This window comes from Serratia sp. CoH_134_PS_4, from assembly GCF_058190535.1.
Genome location: NZ_JBXWKI010000010.1, coordinates 37,887 through 52,518, shown reverse-complemented (window position 1 = coordinate 52,518; position 14,632 = coordinate 37,887). Strand labels below are relative to the sequence as shown.

Annotated in this window: 13 protein-coding genes and 1 other annotated feature; of the genes, 3 read left to right on the top strand and 10 right to left on the bottom strand. The window is 54.1% G+C overall.

Features of this window, described 5'->3' with window-relative positions; genetic code table 11:
- Nucleotides 1-77: 77 nt before the first annotated feature.
- Together dnaK and AC2FCQ_RS16355 are read right to left on the bottom strand one after the other, a co-directional pair.
- Entirely contained in the window at nucleotides 78-1,991 is a 1,914-nt protein-coding gene (dnaK, locus tag AC2FCQ_RS16360) for a molecular chaperone DnaK (RefSeq protein ID WP_209634985.1), read from the bottom strand.
- A 92-nt stretch (nucleotides 1,992-2,083) separates the two neighbouring features.
- On the bottom strand, nucleotides 2,084-2,254 hold the full coding sequence (locus AC2FCQ_RS16355; protein ID WP_209634983.1) for a hypothetical protein: 171 nt from the start codon (nucleotides 2,252-2,254) through the stop codon (nucleotides 2,084-2,086).
- A 61-nt stretch (nucleotides 2,255-2,315) separates the two neighbouring features.
- Between AC2FCQ_RS16355 and satP the strand changes: the two genes are divergently transcribed.
- Nucleotides 2,316-2,915 (top strand): acetate uptake transporter, encoded by a 600-nt coding sequence (gene satP / locus AC2FCQ_RS16350; RefSeq protein ID WP_209634981.1) that lies wholly within the window; start codon nucleotides 2,316-2,318, stop codon nucleotides 2,913-2,915.
- 49 nt (nucleotides 2,916-2,964) lie between these two features.
- On the opposite strand, the gene AC2FCQ_RS16345 is transcribed toward satP, so the two are convergent.
- The 3 genes from AC2FCQ_RS16345 to tal all read right to left on the bottom strand — a co-directional run bounded on the left by AC2FCQ_RS16345 (nucleotide 2,965) and on the right by tal (nucleotide 6,088).
- A complete protein-coding gene (locus AC2FCQ_RS16345; RefSeq protein WP_265555809.1) occupies nucleotides 2,965-4,272 on the bottom strand; it encodes an MFS transporter in 1,308 nt (435 codons plus the stop codon).
- A 124-nt stretch (nucleotides 4,273-4,396) separates the two neighbouring features.
- Nucleotides 4,397-4,984: a molybdopterin adenylyltransferase gene (gene mog / locus AC2FCQ_RS16340; protein ID WP_490308642.1), complete on the bottom strand. Its 588-nt coding sequence runs from the start codon at nucleotides 4,982-4,984 to the stop codon at nucleotides 4,397-4,399.
- A 150-nt stretch (nucleotides 4,985-5,134) separates the two neighbouring features.
- The gene (tal, locus tag AC2FCQ_RS16335) at nucleotides 5,135-6,088 is read right to left on the bottom strand and encodes a transaldolase (RefSeq protein WP_209634976.1); all 954 of its coding nucleotides are present in this window, start codon (nucleotides 6,086-6,088) and stop codon (nucleotides 5,135-5,137) included.
- Nucleotides 6,089-6,469: 381 nt separating this feature from the next.
- Here tal and AC2FCQ_RS16330 point away from each other — a divergent pair, with 381 nt between their 5' ends.
- Together AC2FCQ_RS16330 and yaaA are read left to right on the top strand one after the other, a co-directional pair.
- Nucleotides 6,470-7,894 carry an alanine/glycine:cation symporter family protein gene (locus AC2FCQ_RS16330; RefSeq protein WP_490308643.1) on the top strand — a complete coding sequence of 475 codons (1,425 nt, stop codon included), beginning with the start codon at nucleotides 6,470-6,472 and terminating at the stop codon, nucleotides 7,892-7,894.
- Nucleotides 7,895-7,998: 104 nt separating this feature from the next.
- Nucleotides 7,999-8,772 carry a peroxide stress protein YaaA gene (yaaA, locus tag AC2FCQ_RS16325; RefSeq protein ID WP_265555810.1) on the top strand — a complete coding sequence of 258 codons (774 nt, stop codon included), beginning with the start codon at nucleotides 7,999-8,001 and terminating at the stop codon, nucleotides 8,770-8,772.
- A gap of 63 nt (nucleotides 8,773-8,835) precedes the next feature.
- On the opposite strand, the gene thrC is transcribed toward yaaA, so the two are convergent.
- The 5 genes from thrC to AC2FCQ_RS16300 all read right to left on the bottom strand — a co-directional run bounded on the left by thrC (nucleotide 8,836) and on the right by AC2FCQ_RS16300 (nucleotide 14,569).
- Nucleotides 8,836-10,125, bottom strand: coding sequence for a threonine synthase (gene thrC, locus AC2FCQ_RS16320; RefSeq protein WP_209634970.1), 1,290 nt, complete (start codon nucleotides 10,123-10,125; stop codon nucleotides 8,836-8,838).
- Nucleotides 10,126-10,128: 3 nt separating this feature from the next.
- Nucleotides 10,129-11,058, bottom strand: a complete 930-nt coding sequence (gene thrB, locus AC2FCQ_RS16315) for a homoserine kinase (RefSeq protein ID WP_490308644.1) — start codon at nucleotides 11,056-11,058, stop codon at nucleotides 10,129-10,131.
- Nucleotide 11,059: 1 nt separating this feature from the next.
- Entirely contained in the window at nucleotides 11,060-13,519 is a 2,460-nt protein-coding gene (gene thrA / locus AC2FCQ_RS16310) for a bifunctional aspartate kinase/homoserine dehydrogenase I (RefSeq protein ID WP_209634964.1), read from the bottom strand.
- Nucleotides 13,520-13,544: 25 nt separating this feature from the next.
- Nucleotides 13,545-13,663: a sequence feature (Thr leader region), on the bottom strand.
- Nucleotides 13,602-13,670, bottom strand: coding sequence for a thr operon leader peptide (gene thrL, locus AC2FCQ_RS16305; RefSeq protein ID WP_071998276.1), 69 nt, complete (start codon nucleotides 13,668-13,670; stop codon nucleotides 13,602-13,604). (Overlaps the previous feature by 62 nt.)
- Nucleotides 13,671-13,882: 212 nt before the next feature.
- On the bottom strand, nucleotides 13,883-14,569 hold the full coding sequence (locus tag AC2FCQ_RS16300) for a tRNA/rRNA methyltransferase (protein WP_209634963.1): 687 nt from the start codon (nucleotides 14,567-14,569) through the stop codon (nucleotides 13,883-13,885).
- Nucleotides 14,570-14,632: the final 63 nt, after the last annotated feature.

Here is a 14,632-nt window from a genome sequence, read left to right as displayed (position 1 = left end):
GGGCGCAGAGTTGCCTCGACGCCCGTGCTGGTTTCCAGTAACGGCCTCTCGGCCGTTACGTGCCCGCTTAAGGGCGATTATTTTTTGTCTTTAACTTCTTCGAACTCAGCGTCAACCACGTCGTCGTCTTTCTGCGCCGCGTTGTCAGCACCAGCATCAGCACCTTGTTGTGCCTGCTGCGCCTGAGCCATTTCCAGCAGTTTGCCAGAAACCTGCACCAGAGCCTGGGTCTTCGCTTCGATATCGGCTTTATCTTCGCCTTTAACCGCGGTTTCCAGATCTTTCAGCGCCGCTTCGATAGCCGTTTTGTCTTCTGCTGGCAGTTTGTCGCCCGCTTCTTCCAACTGCTTACGGGTGCCGTGGATCAGGTGGTCAGCCTGGTTACGGGTCTGCACCAGCTCTTCGAACTTACGGTCCGCTTCGGCGTTCAGTTCAGCATCACGCACCATTTTCTGGATTTCTTCTTCGTTCAGACCAGAAGAAGCCTTGATGGTGATTTTCTGCTCACGGCCAGTATTCTTGTCTTTAGCAGACACATGCAGAATACCGTCGGCGTCGATGTCGAAGGTGACTTCGATCTGCGCCATACCGCGCGGAGCAGCCTGGATACCGTCCAAATTGAACTGACCCAGTGACTTGTTATCGTTAGCGCGTTTACGCTCACCCTGCAGCACGTGGATGGTTACCGCAGACTGGTTGTCTTCAGCGGTAGAGAACACCTGGCTGTGCTTGGTCGGGATCGTGGTGTTTTTGGTGATCAGCGGAGTCATCACGCTGCCCATGGTTTCGATACCCAGCGACAGCGGGGTAACGTCCAGCAGCAGAACGTCCTTCACATCACCGGCCAACACGCCGCCCTGTACCGCAGCACCCACCGCAACGGCTTCGTCCGGGTTAACGTCTTTACGTGGTTCTTTACCGAAGAAGTCAGCAACTTTCTTCTGAACCATTGGCATACGGGTCTGACCGCCCACCAGGATCACGTCCTGGATGTCGGAAACCGACAGGCCTGCGTCTTTCAGTGCCACTTTCAGCGGCTCGATAGAACGCGCTACCAGATCTTCAACCAGCGACTCGAGTTTTGCACGGGTCACTTTGATGTTCATGTGTTTTGGACCGCTCGCATCTGCAGTGATGTACGGCAGGTTAACGTCGGTCTGCTGAGCGGAAGACAGTTCGATCTTCGCTTTCTCAGCGGCTTCTTTCAGACGCTGCATCGCCAACGGATCGTTGCGCAGATCGAAACCTTGTTCTTTCTTGAACTCTTCCACCAGGTAGTTGATCAGGCGGCTGTCGAAGTCTTCACCACCCAAGTGGGTATCACCGTTGGTTGCCAGAACTTCGAAGGTTTTTTCGCCGTCAACTTCGTCGATTTCGATAATAGAGATATCGAAAGTACCGCCACCCAGGTCATAAACCGCGATGGTACGGTTGCCAACTTCTTTGTCCAGGCCGTAAGCCAGGGCAGCAGCAGTCGGTTCGTTGATGATACGTTTTACTTCCAGGCCTGCGATACGACCGGCGTCTTTAGTTGCCTGACGCTGTGCGTCGTTGAAGTATGCAGGAACAGTGATAACCGCTTCAGTTACCGGTTCGCCCAGGTAATCTTCCGCCGTTTTCTTCATTTTCTTCAGCACTTCAGCAGAGATCTGCGGTGGTGCTACACGCTGGCCTTTCACTTCAACCCATGCGTCGCCGTTATCAGCAGCCACAATTTTGTACGGCATGATGTCTTTATCACGCTGTGCTTCTTCATCCTGGAAGCGACGGCCAATCAGGCGCTTGATCGCAAACAGGGTGTTTTGTGGGTTAGTAACAGCCTGACGCTTAGCAGGCTGGCCAACCAGAATTTCACCATCCTGGGTATATGCGATGATCGAAGGTGTAGTACGGTCGCCTTCGCTGTTCTCCAGCACGCGCGCTTTACCACCATCCATAATAGCTACACAAGAGTTGGTAGTACCCAGGTCGATACCAATAATTTTGCCCATCTAAACGTCTCCACTAATAAATTCATATTCGGTCAGGTTGCTAACCTATATGCGGGCAAATTTTTGTTTTTCAACTGCCCAACATTTCAGTCTTAGCCGCGGTCAGCAACTGCGGTTGCAAATAAGATGGGGCCATCCAACTCAGCATCAAGGGGCAAGGCGAAAAAAATTTCTTTTTTATCGTCACTCAGATCATTGTTTCCTGTTCCGGGGATCATTATGATGCCGCGCACTCTGATGGAAGTTATCGATTTTTCGGCCATTCAGAGCATTTATATATTTACTTCGCTATTTCCGTTAATTTTCTGTTATTGCAGAGGACTTATGCACACCAACAAGTTGGCGAATCCCGGCCCTCTCGGCCTGATGGGCTTCGGGATGACCACCGTCTTGCTGAACCTGCACAACGCGGGCTTTTTCCCATTGAATTCCGCCATTATCAGCATGGGGATTTTCTTCGGTGGGTTGGCCCAAATTATGGCCGGCCTGCTGGAATACAAGAAGGGAAACACCTTCGGCATGACTGCCTTTATCTCTTATGGCAGCTTCTGGCTGAGCCTGGTGGGCCTGCTGCTGCTGCCGCGCCTGGGTCTGGCCGAACCGACCGACGCCAGCGTACTGGGTATTTATCTGGCGCTGTGGGGTGTCTTCACTCTGTTCATGTTCTTCGGCACGTTGCGCGCTAACCGCGTGCTGCAGTTTGTGTTCGGCAGCCTGACGCTGCTGTTCGCCTTGCTGGCGATCGGCAATATCACGGGCAATCATGCCCTGCTGAACGTTGCTGGTTATGAAGGCATTATCTGCGGTGCCAGTGCCATTTACCTGGCAATGGCAGAAGTGCTCAACGAGCAATTTGGCCGTAAGGTTCTGCCGATTGGCGAACCCGACGTCAACAATGTAGAACCCATTCGGGCAGCGGCATAATCACCGCCGTCTGAAACAAAAAGCCCTGCACTTATTGCAGGGCTTTTTTTTAGCTGTAAGAGCGGGCACGCTGCGCCTTGGTCTCACTGTTCAGGTCACGGTGCAGGTACATTCCCAGCAGCAACCCGATACCTGACAGCGCCAGTACATAGTAAGCAGGCGCTAACGGGGTTAACTTCATGATCAACGTCACAAATACTGGGGTTAAACCCCCGAAAATAGCGTATGCAACATTATATGAGAACGAAATCCCGGTAAACCGCACTTCCGCTGGGAAAGCCCGCACCATGACATAGGGTACAGCCCCGACGACACCCACGCTGAAACCTACCAGCGCATAGCAGGCGAACAGCATTTCCGGGTGCTCTCCCACCGTCCGATAAAACAGCCAGCTGCAGCCAGCCAACAGCAAGCTGCCAACGATAAAGGTTTTGCTGGCGCCGAAACGATCCGCCGACAACCCCGCAATAATACAACCGGCAATCAGCATAATGGTGGCGATACTGTTAGCTTGCAGTGACAGCGCCGGGGCGATGCCGAACTGTTTTTGCAAATAGGTCGGCGTCATCAGGATCACAACCACAATGCCGGCGGACAACAGCCAGGTCAGCAGCATTGACACCACAACCTCTTTGCGATGGTTAAGTACCACCGATTTCAGCGGCAGCTCCTCCGCCAAGGCTTTCCGCGCCTGCATCTCGATAAATATTGGCGTTTCCTGTAACCAACGGCGCAGATACATTGCCACCAGACCGAAAATACCGCCCAGCAGGAACGGCAGGCGCCAACCGCCGTCAATAATGGTCTGTTGACTGAGCGTGGTATTGATTACCGTCGCCACCAACGACCCCAGCAAAATACCGACGGTCAGACCGGCAGTCAGCGTACCGCAGGCAAAACCAATACGACGGCGCGGCACGTGCTCGGCAACAAACACCCATGCGCCGGGTACCTCACCACCGATAGCCGCCCCTTGCAGCACGCGCATCAGCAGCAGCAGCAGTGGTGCGGCAATGCCAATACTGGCGTAGGTCGGTAACAGACCCATGCCCAACGTAGGCAACGCCATCAGTAAAATACTCAGGCTGAACATTTTTTTGCGGCCGACCCGATCGCCAAAGTGCGCCATCACGATGCCACCCAGCGGGCGCGCCAGATAGCCTGCGGCAAAGATGCCGAAGGTCTGTACCTGGCGTAGCCATTCCGGCATATCTGCCGGGAAGAATAGCTCACCCATAACCGCGGCAAAGAAGACAAAAATGATGAAGTCATAGAACTCTAACGCACCGCCCAAGGCGGCTAACGTCAGAGTTTTGTAGTCTTGCCGGTTTAACCGGCGATTATTATCGAGAGGCATAGAGTACCGTCGGAGGAGACTGTTAAAATAAAAGCCAGAGGCTTTCTGTAAACGAATCCTTACTATAACGGCAAATTTATTTCACACCAGATCGGCTGGAATTTATCCCACATATCGCTGAAATTTAGAGGTTTATCTCGCGACGCGCATTCTTAGGACGAAATGCTGCTACCACCGCGGCATGCGTTTCCACATAAGGTCCTTCAAGCAGCTGTATGCAGTACGGCACGCTGGCGAAAATACCGTGCACAACCACCTTACCCTGCTCATCCTTAACCCCTTCCAGCGTTTCCTTGATCGACTTGGGTTGCCCCGGCAGATTGATGATCAACGCCTGCTTGCGGATCGCCCCCACCTGACGCGAAAGAATTGCCGTTGGCACATAGTGTAGGCTGATTTGACGCATTTGCTCGCCGAAGCCGGGCATCACGCGATCGGCAATCGCCAACGTGGCATCGGGGGTCACATCACGGCGTGCCGGGCCGGTACCGCCGGTCGTCAGCACCAAATGGCAGCCCATTTCATCCACCAGCTCACACAGGGTTTGTTCGATCAACGTTTGCTCATCGGGGATCAGCCTGGTTTCCACTTTGAACGGCGTCGCCAGCGATGTGGCCAGCCATTCTTCCAGCGCCGGTATGCCTTTATCCTGGTAAACGCCGCCAGAAGCGCGGTCAGAAACGGAAACCAAACCAATACGTAATATGTCCATGCGTAACCTCTACAGCCTGATGGGGTTCGGGCGGGTTCATTTCCCGCCCTGTTATGAATCCAGAGAGTATAAAGTGTCTGCCCGCTACCGGGATCTGCGGGCATAAAAAAAGGCGGCCTAAGCCACCTTTTTCTGCGCTGATTGCGAAAATTACAGCAGATCGGCGATCATTTTTTCGAGCTTACCCTGGTCTACGGCAAACTTGCGGATACCGTCGGTCAGTTTCTCAACGGCCATTGGATCCTGGTTGTGCTGCCAGTAGAACTCAGGCTCAGTCAACGCTGTAGGACGCGCTTTCACTTCGCCCGTGTAGGACAGTTTACGCTCCAGCGTGCCTTCGCTTTCTGCCAGCTCTTTCAGCAGCGCAGGGGCGATGGTCAGACGGTCACAGCCAGCCAGTTCGATGATTTCGCCGACGTTACGGAAGCTCGCGCCCATCACCACGGTTTTGTAACCGTGCTCTTTGTAATACTGGTAAATCTCAGTAACGGAAACCACACCTGGATCTTCGTTTGGCGCGAACTCTTTCTTGTCGCCATTCGCTTTGTACCAGTCGAGGATACGGCCAACAAACGGAGAAATCAGGAACACGCCAGCTTCAGCACAGGCACGCGCCTGAGCGAAGGAGAACAGCAGTGTCAGGTTACAGTTGATGCCTGCTTTTTCCAGCTGCTCCGCGGCGCGGATGCCCTGCCAGGTAGAAGCCAGTTTGATCAAGATACGATCGTTGCTGATGCCGGCATCGTTGTACAGTTTGATCAGTCGCTTGGCTTTGGCAACGCTGGCTTCAGTGTCGTAAGACAAACGCGCGTCCACTTCAGTGGAGATACGGCCCGGCACCAGTTTCAGGATCTCCAGACCGATGTTGACTGCCAGCTTGTCGGCGGCATCGGCAATCTGCTGTTCGCGATCGCTGCTCTGCTCACGTGCCCAGGCAATGGCTTCGTCAATCAGTTTGCGGTATTCAGGAATTTGGGCTGCATTGAGGATCAGCGAAGGGTTGGTCGTAGCATCTTGCGGTTGATACAGCTTCATTGCCGCGATATCGCCCGTATCTGCAACCACGGTAGTCAGTTGGCGCAGGGAAGTTAATTTATCGGTCATGTTGGCATTATCTCATCGTGTGTGCATGAACTTTTGGCATCGTTCAACCATGCCCTGCCCTGATAATAACATGCGCAAGGCCCGGTGCAAGGCTGGAAAATCACGGCCTGGCGACGCCCGTTTTATCCTTGAGCGAGCAACCGTTTACGCCACTATCTTTCGCCATTCCCGAGCTGATGAAAAGGCAATAACGTGCTATCGATTGAATAAATTATGTTAAATTCGCGAAAATTAGTGCAATGGGTGACAAAATCTGAGAAAAATCTCAATTGCTCAGACTCCGGCTGATCTCAGCTAAGCTCTTGTAAAAATTCAATCAATGTCTTTTCACCCGCGGTGGATGCGGCGTGGTGCGCAACAAATTTCAACAAGGAGGGATCCGTGACGGACCTAATGAATTTTATCAATAATATCTTGTGGGGTTCGGTACTGATTTATTTGCTGTTGGGTACAGGCATTTATTTCACGCTGCGCACCCGCTTTATTCAGGTCCGCCATTTCAGCCACATGTTCTCGATACTGAAACACAGCAACAAGAGCGACAGTGCTGGCATTTCCTCCTTTCAAGCGCTCTGTACCACCCTCGCGGCCCGTGTTGGCACCGGTAACCTGACGGGAGTAGCGATCGCCCTCACCGCCGGTGGCCCTGGTGCCATCTTCTGGATGTGGGTTGTGGCATTTATCGGCATGGCCACGTCCTTTGTAGAAAGTAGCCTGGCGCAGCTCTACAAAACCAAAGACGACCAGGGTAACTACCGTGGCGGTCCGGCTTATTATATGGAGAAAGGTCTGGGCATGCGCTGGATGGGCGTATTGTTCTCAATCTTTTTGATCATTGCCTTTGGCCTGGTATTCAACGCCGTGCAAGCCAACTCCATCGCTCAGGCTTCCGCCGTCGCCTTCCATATAGAACCTCTGTATGTCGGTATCGGCCTGGTGATCCTGAGCGGCGCAGTGATCTTTGGCGGCATCCGTTCCGTCGCCCGCGTAGCTGAGTTGATCGTCCCCTTGATGGCGGCCGCTTACCTGCTGCTGGCGTTCTGGGTGATTGGTCATAACATTGAGCATATGCCGGCTATCCTGTCACTGGTGGTCAAAAGCGCTTTCGGGCTACAGGAAGCGGCAGCAGGTGCCGTCGGTTACGGTATTTCGCAGGCAATGACTCAGGGCGTTCAGCGCGGCCTGTTTTCCAACGAGGCCGGCATGGGTTCTGCCCCCAATGCGGCGGCTTCCGCTTCCCCCTATCCTCCGCACCCTGCTTCTCAGGGCTATGTACAAATGCTCGGGGTATTTATTGATACCATCGTGATTTGCAGCGCGACCGCCGCAATCATTCTGTCCTCTGGTGTATTGGACCAGCCGGTAGCCAACATCAGTGGTATCGACATGACACAGCGGGCACTCTCCGCCGCCGTCGGCAGTTGGGGCTCGCCGTTTGTGGCCATCGCCATTTTCTTTTTCGCCTTTACCTCTATTATTGCCAACTATGCCTATGCCGAGAGCAATCTGGTTTTTCTGGAACGCAATCACCCGGCGGGTCTGCTGATTTTCCGTTGCGCCGCGCTAGGCATGGTGATGTTTGGCGCGCAGGCAGAACTGCCTGTGGTATGGAAAATGGCAGATACCTCAATGGCGTTGATGGCCATTACCAACCTGACAGCAATCTTGCTGCTGTCACGGGTAGCGCTGAAGCTGGCGAATGATTACCACCGTCAGCGAACGCTGGGGCAATTGCCCACGTTCGACGCCAATCGCTTCCCCGAACTGAAATCCCAGCTTGAACCGGGCGTGTGGGACAAGCATTAATTTTTTGCGGGCGCGTCTGGCACGCGCCCTGCCTATCACACCCATTGCCCTTTTTTCCGCGCTTTTTGCTACAGTACTCGTTCTTGGATAAACAGGATCTGGCCATGCTCGTTATTATTTCACCTGCAAAAACTCTTGATTACGAAAGCCCGCTGGCGACAGAACGCTTCACACAGCCGGAGCTGCTGGATAAATCTAAGCAGTTGATCAAAATCTGCCGTGACCTCACGCCGGTACAAATTTCTACGTTGATGGGCATCAGCGACAAACTGGCCGGGCTGAACGCCGCTCGCTTTGGTGACTGGCAGCCAAAATTTACCCCCGACAATGCCCGCCAGGCACTGCTGGCTTTTAAAGGCGATGTCTATACTGGCTTGCACGCACAAGACTTTAGCGAAGACGACTTTGATTTTGCCCAACAGCATCTGCGCATGCTGTCCGGGCTGTACGGCGTGCTGCGTCCGCTCGACCTGATGATGCCTTACCGTCTGGAGATGGGCATCAAACTGGAAAACGCCAAGGGCAAGGATCTGTACAGTTTCTGGGGCGAGCAAATTACTAAAAAGCTCAACGAGGCATTGGAACAACAGGGGGACGACGTGGTAGTCAACCTGGCGTCAGACGAATACTTCAAATCCGTGAAACCAGCCAAACTGCACGGCACACTGATTAAACCGGTGTTCCTCGACGAGAAGAACGGCAAATACAAAGTGATCAGCTTCTATGCCAAGAAGGCGCGTGGGTTGATGAGCCGCTATATCATCAAAAACCGCCTGACCCAGCGCGAACAGCTACTTGGCTTCAACCTCGAAGGCTACGCCTTTGATGAAGCCGGCTCCAAGGGCAACGAACTGGTGTTCAAACGCCCAGAGCAGTAATAAACCTCGCCCACAAAAAAGCCGTCGTAATGACGGCTTTTTGATTTTATGAGCTCATCAGAATCAGGCTGGTAAGGCCATCAGGAACTTACGCAGTTCGCTGAACCCAGCTGGCAGGTTATGAGACAGCAACGGCAAATCGGCACGCAGTGCCAATGCTTTTGGCAATGGCAGTTCCTGACCCAGAATCTCCTCTACGCTCTCTTTAAACTTGGCTGGGTGCGCGGTCCCCAGGAACAGACCAAACTCACCGTCCTGCAACTGGTCGCGCAATGCGCGGTACGCAATTGCCGCATGAGGTTCGGAGAGATAGCCCAATTGCGCCAGCTCACGCATGCTGTCCTTGGTGGTCTCGTCACTGACCGTTGCGTGACCCAGCTCTTTCAGTTGCCAGATCTTACGACGGAACAGTTCTTCTACCCGCGGCCAGTTGTTCGGCTGGCTAACATCCATCGCATTCGACAGCGTCGCCACGGTGGCGTGCGGCTGCCACTGCCCGTGAGTCAGGAAACGCGGCACAGTATCATTGGCATTGGTCGCTGCGATAAAACGCTTCACCGGCAGGCCCAACGATTTTGCCAGCAAACCGGCAGTCAAATCACCGAAGTTGCCGCTAGGCACCGAGACAACCAACTGATTGCGTGCTTCTTGCGGCAGTTGCGCTACCGCTTCGAAGTAATAACAAATCTGCGCCAGCAGCCGGCTGATATTAATAGAGTTAGCCGAGTTCAAATGCAGAGCGTCTTTCAATTCCTGATCGTCAAATGCCTGCTTCACCAGTGCCTGGCAAGCATCGAAGTCGCCGTCGATCGCCACGGTATGGATGTTGCCACCCAGGGTACAGAACAACTTTTCCTGCAGCGGGCTGATTTTGCCCTGCGGATACAGAATCACTACGCGCACATTCTTCAGGCCATAGAACGCATGCGCTACCGCGGCCCCCGTATCGCCAGACGTCGCGGTCAAAATAGTCACAGGCTGATCGCCCGCGACTTCCGCCAACATTTGCGCCATAAAGCGGCCGCCGAAGTCTTTGAACGCCAGCGTTGGGCCATGGAACAGTTCCAGACAGGCAATGTCATCTTCGACTTGCGCGACCGGCGCTGGGAACTCAAAGGCCGCCGCCACACGCTTATGCAATGCTTCTTCAGAAACTTCATCACCAATAAACGCCGACAGAATACGGCTGCTGCGCGTGACAAAATCCTGTTCCAGCAACTGGTCGATTTCCGTCAGCTCAAATTCCGGCAGCTCCAGCGGGAAAAACAGCCCTTGCTGTTTACCCAGGCCCTGTTTGATCGCCTGTGCGAAGCTGACCTGCTCGTTGTGATCCTTAAGGTTGTACAGTTTCATGCGTTATCCCAGTAGTCGTGCGCCTGCGGTATCCAGACGGCAAATATGAACAAAACCTTCGTCGTTTTGCAGATAGTGATGAGTCAGCCAGTCGGCCATGCGTTGCGCGGTCGCGCGGTCGTTGCAAACGGCAAACAGCGTCGGGCCTGAGCCGGAAATACCGCAGGCCAACGCGCCGATATCCTGCGCAGCCTTGCGCGCCTCGGCAAAGCCCGGCAACAGGCGGGTGCGATACGGTTCGGCAATCACATCCTGCATCAGCTTGGCGGCCAGCTGCGGTTGTTGGGTGTGGCAGGCATGGATAAAGCCCGCCAGATAACGGCCGTGGCTGATACAGTCCTGACGACGATACTGCGCGGGCAAGATCGCACGCGCTTCGGCGGTGGATACCTTGATGCCTGGATAGGCCATCACCCACAGCCAGTCTTTAAAGCATGGCACTTCCTGGCTGATGAAGCCTTCTTCTTCCAGCATCAACTGCAGGCCGCCAAGGTAGCAAGGCGCCACATTATCGTAATGCACGCTGCCGGAGATACGGCCTTCCAGCTCGCCCATCAGGCCCAGCAGGGTCATTTTATCCAATGGGCGGTTGCAGAATTCGTTCATCGCCATCAATCCTGCAACCACTGAGCAGGCACTTGAGCCCAACCCGGAACCTATCGGCATATTCTTCTCAAGCCGCATCGCCACCGGGATCTGTTGACCCATCTCCTGGCAGAAACGCTCCCAGCATTGGTAAACGATATTCTCTTTCGGGTCGTCCGGCAGCTTGCTGACGAAACGGCCGGCATTCTGCAAACTGAACGTTTCGGCGGCCTCTACGCTGACGCAATCGCCCAGCAAAGTCCCGTCGATCGGGGATACCGCGGCGCCCAGGACGTCGAAACCGACGCTTACGTTGCCAATTGAGGCCGGCGCATACACCTTAACCATATTAAACTCCCAACTTCCATGACAGTGTGCGCAGCAAGTCAGCAAAGACACCCGCTGCGGTCACATCGTTACCGGCGCCATAGCCACGCAGCACCAACGGCAACGGCTGATAGTAACGGCTGTAGAAAGCCAAGGCGTTCTCGCCGTTCTTCACTTTATACAACGGATCGTTGCCGTCTACCGCATCTATACGTACCTGACAGCGGCCATTTTCGATCACGCCGACATAGCGCAATACCTTGCCCTGTTCGGTAGCATTGGCCACGTTGCGGGCGTACTCGTTATCCAGCTCCGGCAGGCGCGCCATAAAAGCATCTACATCGCCAGCAGCGTCAAAGGACGGCGGCAACACCGACTCCACGTCGATATCCGCCAACTCCAGTTTGTAGCCCGCTTCGCGCGCCAGGATCAACAACTTGCGCGCGACATCCATACCGGACAGATCATCCCGCGGATCCGGTTCGGTGTACCCTTTTTCCTTAGCCTGTTGAGTCGCCGCCGACAACGACATCCCTTCATCCAACTTACCAAAAATAAAGGACAGCGAACCGGAGAGAATACCGGAGAAACGCGTCAGCTCGTCACCCGCGTTCAACAGGTTCTGCAAGTTCTCGATCACCGGCAGGCCCGCACCGACGTTGGTATCGTACAGGAACTTGCGGCGCGAACCGGCTGCGGCGGTGCGCAATTGTTGGTAGTAGTTCATCGACGAGGTATTGGCCTTTTTGTTCGGCGTCACTACGTGGAAACCGTCGGCGAGGAAATCCGCATATTGATCGGCAACCGCCTGGCTGGAGGTACAGTCAACAATCACCGGGTTCAGCAGGTGATACTCCTTCACCAGACGAATCAAACGGCCAAGATTGAACGGCTCCTGTGCACCGGCCAGCTCGTCGCGCCAGCTTTCCAAAGCGATGCCGTGTACGTTGGTTAACATGGCGCGGGAATTGGCGATCCCGCACACGCGCAGATCGATATGCTTTTGTTTTAACCACGGCTGCTGGCGGTAAATCTGCTCGATCAATGCGCCACCCACGCCACCGACACCGATGACAAAGACCTCAATCACCTGATCGGTGTTGAACAACATCTGGTGGCAGACACGAACACCGGTCGTCGCGGAATCATTGCTCACCACAACCGAAATAGAACGTTCTGAAGACCCTTGGGCAATAGCGACAATGTTAATATTGGCGCGCGCCAGTGCCGAGAAGAAACTGGCCGAAATCCCCCGGAGAGTACGCATGCCATCGCCGACTACCGAAATAATCGCCAGTTTCTCCATGACGTCCAGCGGCTCCAGCAGCCCATCTTTCAGTTCAAGATAGAACTCGTCTTCCAGTGCACGACGCGCACGCTGCAGTTCATTTTGCGGCACACAGAAGCTGATGCTGTATTCGGAAGAGGACTGGGTAATCAGCACCACCGAAATACCTGCACGCGACATCACGGCGAACACCCGCGCAGCCATGCCGACCATGCCCTTCATCCCTGGCCCGGAAACGTTGATCATCGCCATGTTGTTCAGATTGGTGATGCCTTTAACCGGGGTATCGGTATCCAGATTTTCACCGCCGATTAACGTGCCTGGTGCTTGCGGGTTGGCGGTATTTTTAATCAGACAAGGGATTTGGAACTGGGCAATCGGGGCGATAGTGCGGGGGTGAAGTACGCTGGCGCCGAAGTAGGAAAGCTCCATCGCTTCCTGATACGACATCGACTTCAACAACCTGGCGTCCGGCACGGTGCGTGGATCGCAGGTGTAGACACCATCGACGTCAGTCCAGATCTCACAACAGTCGGCACGCAGACAAGCAGCCAGCACCGCAGCAGAGTAATCAGAACCGTTACGGCCAAGCACCACCAGTTCACCTTTATCATTACCGGCGGTGAAACCGGCCATCAGCACAATGTGATCCGCAGGAATCGCCGACGCCGCGATGCGCAGTGTGGATTCGGCGATGTCCACCGTAGATTCCAGATAGTGCCCCTGGGCCAGCAATTTCTCTACCGGGTTGATCACCGTGACCGGGAAACCTTTGGCACGAAAAACGCCTTCCATGATAGCGATGGAGAGCTTCTCACCGCGGCAGATGATAGCCGCATTCACGCTGTCCGGACATTGTCCGAGCAGTGCAACGCCGTGCAGTACCTGCTTGAGTTGAGCGAACTCATGATCGACCAAGGTCTTGAGACGATCATATTCAAAGCCAGGTAATGCCTGTGTCAAACCGCTCAGCAAGTCAGCGAAAATGCGTTCTGCATCGCTCATATTTGGCAGAATGTCTTGCCCAGCTACCGTTTTGTCAATCATCGCCACCAAGTGGTTGGTGATTTTAGCCGGAGCGGACAATACCGTGGCCACCTGTCCCTGACGTGCGTTACTTTCCATGATGTCGGCGACGCGCAGAAAACGTTCTGCATTCGCTACCGAGGTTCCGCCAAATTTCAGCACTCGCATTTCTTATCTCTCCCGAATTTAAGCCGAAAAAAAAGCCCGCACTGGTTAGGTGCGGGCTTTTTTCTTTTGTTTCCTGTACGCGTCAGCCCGCCCCGTTACCTGTGGTATCGGTGGTGGTAATAATTGTTGTGTTCAGGCTGATGTTTCGCATTTTTTCTGTCTGTCTCATTAAATACTCTGTCCCCTCTATTGGTTAAAGCAATCGCTATCCCAAGTCAAATTATTTCTTATTTTTGCTTATTTATTCCCCAAAGGGGCCATTGAGCAATGAGAGAGCTGAAAAGCCAAATGACAGAATAAAAACACAGACAGCAAGCAATTTTGCAGTGGATCACACTGCATAATAAGCCATGTTTGTGGGTATCACTTTGTCAGTTTTTTTTCGATGTCGTGCAACAACGTATGCAGCATCGCCGTGTCCCGCTGCTGCAAAGCACCGAGCCGTTGATGCAGCCAGTCTCGCAATTTTTGGTCATCACTGACCCCTAATGCGCCAAGTAAACCTTCGGCACGCTGACGCAGCGCCTTAAGTTGGCCTTCGTTAGCCACCGGCTCCTGCGGTGCACTAACGTCCATCAGCGCTGACAGTTGGTAGCAATACACCATCACCGCCTGGCCAAGATTCAAGGAGGGGTAATCCGCCTTCATTGGCACACCGGTGAGCAGATCGGCCAATTCCAATTCTTCGTTGGTCAAACCGGAATCTTCACGACCAAACACCAGCGCAGCCTGGCCTACCCACTCACGGCGTTCGTCCAACTGACCCAGTAACTGCTGGGGCGTACAGTAATAGTGGAAGCGTGCGCGGCTGCGAGCGGTGGTCGCTACCGTGAAATCAACATCCGCCAGTGCCTGCTCGAGCGTTGAAAAAGTTTGCACGCCGTCAAGGATATCCCCTGCCCCATGGGCGACCCAGCGCGCCGCCGGCTGCAAGTGCGCGTCGCTATCGACAATACGTAACGAAGTAAAGCCCATGGTTTTCATCGCCCGCGCCGCAGCGCCGACGTTTTCCGGCCGTGCCGGAGCCACTAAAACAATATGAAGCTGCATCAATACTCCACAGAATGAGGGATTGCGAGTTTTTGACTGTTCAGGATAGTCTGATTATATTTA

Bases quoted from the DNA above. Each gene is read 5' to 3' on its own strand.
- dnaK (WP_209634985.1), bottom strand. From the start codon at position 1,991: ATGGGCAAAATTATTGGTATCGACCTGGGTACTACCAACTCTTGTGTA.
- AC2FCQ_RS16355 (WP_209634983.1), bottom strand. From the start codon at position 2,254: ATGGCCGAAAAATCGATAACTTCCATCAGAGTGCGCGGCATCATAATG.
- satP (WP_209634981.1), top strand. From the start codon at position 2,316: ATGCACACCAACAAGTTGGCGAATCCCGGCCCTCTCGGCCTGATGGGC.
- AC2FCQ_RS16345 (WP_265555809.1), bottom strand. From the start codon at position 4,272: ATGCCTCTCGATAATAATCGCCGGTTAAACCGGCAAGACTACAAAACT.
- mog (WP_490308642.1), bottom strand. From the start codon at position 4,984: ATGGACATATTACGTATTGGTTTGGTTTCCGTTTCTGACCGCGCTTCT.
- tal (WP_209634976.1), bottom strand. From the start codon at position 6,088: ATGACCGATAAATTAACTTCCCTGCGCCAACTGACTACCGTGGTTGCA.
- yaaA (WP_265555810.1), top strand. From the start codon at position 7,999: ATGCTCGTTATTATTTCACCTGCAAAAACTCTTGATTACGAAAGCCCG.
- thrC (WP_209634970.1), bottom strand. From the start codon at position 10,125: ATGAAACTGTACAACCTTAAGGATCACAACGAGCAGGTCAGCTTCGCA.
- thrB (WP_490308644.1), bottom strand. From the start codon at position 11,058: ATGGTTAAGGTGTATGCGCCGGCCTCAATTGGCAACGTAAGCGTCGGT.
- thrA (WP_209634964.1), bottom strand. From the start codon at position 13,519: ATGCGAGTGCTGAAATTTGGCGGAACCTCGGTAGCGAATGCAGAACGT.
- AC2FCQ_RS16300 (WP_209634963.1), bottom strand. From the start codon at position 14,569: ATGCAGCTTCATATTGTTTTAGTGGCTCCGGCACGGCCGGAAAACGTC.